Below are 525 nucleotides of genomic sequence, written 5' to 3'. Positions count from 1 at the left end.
GCTGTTCTTCATCCCGGTGGTGAATATCCTCGCGCCACCGGCCTGGGCGGTCTTCGGCGCGTGGATGATGGCGCTGGAGTACTGCGACTACCCGCTGGGCAACCACGGCCTGGCGTTCGCCGATCAGCGCGCGCTGCTGCGCCGACGGCGCTGGCTGCACCTCGGCCTCGGCGGCGCGCTGCTGGCGATGACCCTGATCCCGGTGCTGAACCTGCTGGCGATGCCCACCGGTGTGATCGCCGCGACGCTGCTGCGCAGCGAGCTCGGCGAGTACGGCGACGCCCCGGCGGCTCAGCCGCCGGCGGCGAGGTAGCGCCGGATGCGCTCGACACCCTCGGCGAGGCGCTCCAGGCCGGTGGTGTAGGCGAAGCGCATGTGCCGCCCCGGGTGCGCGGACTCGAAGTCCAGCCCCGGGGTCGCGGCGACGCCGGCCTCGCCCAGCAGGGCACGGGCCAGGGCCTCGCTGTCCGGGGCGACCGCGCTCACGTCGGCATAGAGGTAGAACGCCCCCGCCGGCTCCCCGGG

Annotated in this window: 1 protein-coding gene and 1 pseudogene; one reads left to right on the top strand and one right to left on the bottom strand. The window is 74.3% G+C overall.

Features of this window, described 5'->3' with window-relative positions:
• A partial coding sequence (locus tag G7A99_RS24445; RefSeq protein ID WP_205600060.1) for an EI24 domain-containing protein occupies window positions 1-313 on the top strand: 313 nt, incomplete at its 5' end.
• Here the strand turns inward: G7A99_RS24445 and G7A99_RS24440 are convergent.
• Window positions 292-525: pseudogene (locus G7A99_RS24440) on the bottom strand (aminotransferase); the annotation flags it as partial. The gene G7A99_RS24445 and the pseudogene G7A99_RS24440 sit on opposite strands and share 22 nt — an antisense overlap.

The organism is Arhodomonas sp. KWT (genome assembly GCF_010993615.1).
Note: the sequence above shows the minus strand (reverse complement) of the source record. Positions and strands in the feature narration are given on the sequence as shown.